The organism is Paenacidovorax caeni, from assembly GCF_001298675.1.
In the GTDB taxonomy this organism is placed as follows: domain Bacteria; phylum Pseudomonadota; class Gammaproteobacteria; order Burkholderiales; family Burkholderiaceae_C; genus Paenacidovorax; species Paenacidovorax caeni.
Genome location: NZ_CYIG01000092.1, coordinates 1 through 3,424 on the forward strand (window position 1 = coordinate 1; position 3,424 = coordinate 3,424).

6 protein-coding genes are annotated in these 3,424 nt (G+C 58.5%); 3 read left to right on the top strand and 3 right to left on the bottom strand.

The annotated features are described in order from the left end of the window. Positions 1–100 precede the first annotated feature (100 nt). From BN2503_RS18625 to BN2503_RS18635, 3 genes are all read left to right on the top strand, one after another. Positions 101–1,135: an AAA family ATPase gene (locus BN2503_RS18625; protein ID WP_054258085.1), complete on the top strand. Its 1,035-nt coding sequence runs from the start codon at positions 101–103 to the stop codon at positions 1,133–1,135. A gap of 199 nt (positions 1,136–1,334) precedes the next feature. Beyond that, positions 1,335–1,538 carry a type II toxin-antitoxin system VapB family antitoxin gene (locus BN2503_RS18630; RefSeq protein ID WP_054258086.1) on the top strand — a complete coding sequence of 68 codons (204 nt, stop codon included), beginning with the start codon at positions 1,335–1,337 and terminating at the stop codon, positions 1,536–1,538. Next, on the top strand, positions 1,535–1,915 hold the full coding sequence (locus tag BN2503_RS18635) for a type II toxin-antitoxin system VapC family toxin (protein WP_054258087.1): 381 nt from the start codon (positions 1,535–1,537) through the stop codon (positions 1,913–1,915). The genes BN2503_RS18630 and BN2503_RS18635 overlap by 4 nt, the downstream gene beginning before the upstream one ends. A gap of 631 nt (positions 1,916–2,546) precedes the next feature. Here the strand turns inward: BN2503_RS18635 and BN2503_RS20600 are convergent. The 3 genes from BN2503_RS20600 to BN2503_RS18655 form a co-directional block, all read right to left on the bottom strand. Continuing rightward, on the bottom strand, positions 2,547–2,756 hold the full coding sequence (locus BN2503_RS20600; protein WP_054258089.1) for a VOC family protein: 210 nt from the start codon (positions 2,754–2,756) through the stop codon (positions 2,547–2,549). Then, a complete protein-coding gene (locus BN2503_RS18650) occupies positions 2,753–3,034 on the bottom strand; it encodes a DUF2277 domain-containing protein (protein ID WP_054258090.1) in 282 nt (93 codons plus the stop codon). Before BN2503_RS18650 ends, BN2503_RS20600 begins: the two co-directional genes overlap by 4 nt. Before the next feature lie 63 nt (positions 3,035–3,097). Then, positions 3,098–3,424: HD domain-containing protein (locus BN2503_RS18655; RefSeq protein ID WP_434799884.1), on the bottom strand; the 327-nt coding region annotated here is incomplete at its 5' end.

Here is a 3,424-nt window from a genome sequence, read left to right on the forward strand (position 1 = left end):
CCCTGCGCAACATCAGCCAGAAGTGGACCCTGCCCATCCGGGATTGGAAGGCCGCGCTGACCCGCTTTACCATTCAGTTCGGAGACCGCATCTCCGTCAATTGAAGTCCGACCCGTTTACACAAAAATTCGGACACGCCCGGATCACGGCCCCCACCGGCTTGATTCGCGTACAAGCCACGGCTGGTTCTGGCAAGACACAGCTGGCCCTCGGCTTGTTGCGGCGCAGTGCTGAGCAAGGTCTGCGGTCAGCTTACGTTTGCTTCAATCGACCCCTGGCCGATCACCTGCGGGATATTGCCCCTCCCGTGTCCAGAGGTGTCGAGATTGGGACGTTTCACCAGTTGTGTTGGGAGCAAGCCGGCCGTCCAACAGCGGATGCGATCGACTTTGAATCGATGACGAGCTCGTACCTCGCGTACGCTTCGCAACAGCCTGCCGATCTGGACTTGTTGATCATCGACGAAATGCAGGACATGCAGGCCGGTTGGGTCGATGCGCTGGTCAAGAGACTCAAAGATGCGGGTCAGCTCTACATCCTGGATGATCCCGATCAGTGTCTGTACCCGGACAGGGATGCCATCGAGTTGCCTGACGCGGTCATCGTCAACAGCCAGGAAAACTTCCGCAGCCCTCGTCGGATTGTGGAGTTGATCAACTTGTTAAGGCTGACGAACCAGCCCGTTGTGCCTTGCAGTCCGTATCAGGGTGAAGATCCCGGCATTCAGACTTATCAGCCAGGCATTCGCAGCCTGAAAACGGCGACGCTTGCGGCTGTGGAGAACTGCCAGCGGAAGGGGTTTGCTCTGACCGACATCGTGATCCTCACCTGGCGGGGGCGAGAGCGCAGCGAACTGCACGGGGACATGCTCGGGTCATGGGTCTTGCGGCGTTTCAATGGCGCCTACGACGATGCAGGTCGACCTGTGTGGACGAATGGTGATCTGACGGTTGAAACCATCAGACGGTTCAAGGGGCAGGCATCGCCTGCGCTCGTCATCACGGAGGTGGATTTCGACGAGCTGTCTCCGGACAAACGTGCCCTTTTGTTTGTGGCGTTGACACGCGCGCAGCTGCATGTGGAGTTGGTGATCAGTCAGCGGGCTGAGCAGGCTTTGGCGCGGCAGGTTGCTTGAGCCTGAAGCAGTTTGACTGGCCAACAGTGGAGCAGTTTGGGGTGGCCATCGGGGATTCAGGGGCCCCCAATCCTGGCGGTCTGCACATCTTTCTACGCTTGCCGGGGCGTCCTTCTTTCCGAGTCGCCAGCATCAGACGTTTACAAATCACCTAATCTGATGCAATATCGCATCCTATTAGATGCATTTTGGAGCGGCTATGCGTACCACCGTGACGATTGACGACGCCTTGTACGAGCGGGCGCTCGAAGTGGCAGATCCAACTATGGACAAGGCTGATCTGTTCCGGGAGGCCATCAAGACCTTCGTGCGCGTCCAAGCCGCCAAGCGGCTTGCCGCCCTTGGTGCCACCACGCCTGAAATGCAGGACATTCCACGCCGTCGCGAGGATGCCCAGCAATGAGAGGCGTCCTTGTTGACACGTCCGTGTGGGTCGATCACTTCCGTATGCACAACGATGCGCTGACGGACTTGCTTGAACTTGACGTCGTGTTTTCTCACCCGCTGGTTCTGGGTGAGATCGCCTGCGGAACACCGCCAAATCGAATCCAAACGCTGACCGACCTTGGCAGCTTGCAGCAGGCCCAGCAGGCAAGCGTGCGCGAGGTGATGGACTTCATCGAGCGCGAGCGCCTGTTCGGCGCAGGATGCGGATTGGTAGACCTCATGCTTCTTGCTTCCGCCCTTGTTACGCCCGGCATCGAACTATGGACGCTTGACAAGCGATTGGCTGGTCTAGCAGATCGCTTCGGAGTCATGCACCGCCCCATGTTGCACTGACCCACAAGGGAAACGTATGGCTGACAACTCCGCAGTCGGCCTTGCAAAATTGCCACACACTCGATGAACAAGGTGATCGTGCATACCACGGCCCGACTTGAAGTGACCCGAGAAGTGATGCTCGATCAACTCCCGGTCCATCAGCCCAGCCAAGCGGATCAGCGGGTGCGGGTGATGCATTTGACATCCTCACTGGAACCCACAGGGAGCATCAGAAACGTTGGTCAGTCGAGCTGGCGGTCAGTTGTCATAGTTCTTCGCTGAACCATTTCTTATCTAGTTCTCGCAAGGTCATTTGCGGCGAATTAGTTAGTCAACTCTTTTCGGAACGCATTTAACTGATCAAGTTGTTTCTACCCTGGGTTGCATTTCTTGCATCCGGGATCCGATTCAAACCATATGGATTCTTTGACGTTGTCATGACTCAACCCGCCCGACTTTTGTCCAAATCACGCTTCAAGCTTGGCGTCGAATGCCCAACCAAATTGTTTTACACGGGCAAGTCCGAGTATGTGAACAACAATCTGGACAACAACTTCCTGGCAGCCCTGGCTGAAGGGGGCTATCAGGTCGGGGCCTTGGCCTGCCTGATGTTTGAGCCGGGCGAAATGGTGCCAGACGGCCCGAGTCATCAACAAGCCATGGCATATTGGCGGGGAATACCGTGGATCACGATCTCGATGCCCGGCCCCTGCAACAGGTCATGGCTGCTTTCCTCTTCCACGAGCGTCAGGCCCAGCGTCTCCCGGTAGAAGGCCGACAAACGTGCCTTGTTTTTGGCAAACACCACCAGGCTTTGCCGGATGGCGGCGGTGTCCTTGTGGGGGGCGGGTGGGCTCATGCCAGGTCGCGCTCCCCCAACCTCGCGATGGAGCGGGCACGCGCCTTGTCGGCCTCCACCTCGCGCTTGCGCGGTTCCGCGCTGGTGACCAGCGAAGCGATCAGCCGGCGCGCGGTGGCAGCGACCTCCTCCACGGCCAGATCGAACGCAGCCTCGTTGGCCCTGGACGGCACGCTGAAGCCGCTGAGCTTGCGCACAAACTGCAGCGAAGCATCGCGGACTTCCAGCTCGGTGGCCGGCGGTTCGAAGTTGAACAGGGTTTTGATGTTGCGGCACATGGCGGCTCCTCGAACTTACAACACCTCATTTCAGCACAACAGATGCCATGCGGTGCTTCATACTCAGGCGATCGCTGTCCGCAAATTCGTTCGGGCTTGCTGCTCGAGGCGTGCACGAAAAAGTGGCGTGTTGTAGATCACAGCGCGATCAAGAAAACCTTTGAGAACTTCCCGGCGTTTGGTCCGGTAAACCACCTCGGGCACCCAGCTGTATTCCGCCTTGACCTGCGCATCGTATTCGGCAAAACGCGCTGGCTCGGCGCCCAGGATGGCGAGGTCGATGTCCACCAGCAGTTGCTGATCCGCATCAGCCGGTTTGGCGGTGTGGCAGGTCGCCATGATCAGCGCTCGCACCCGCCGGACCTGCGCTTCCCCTGCTCCGCTTCGCGT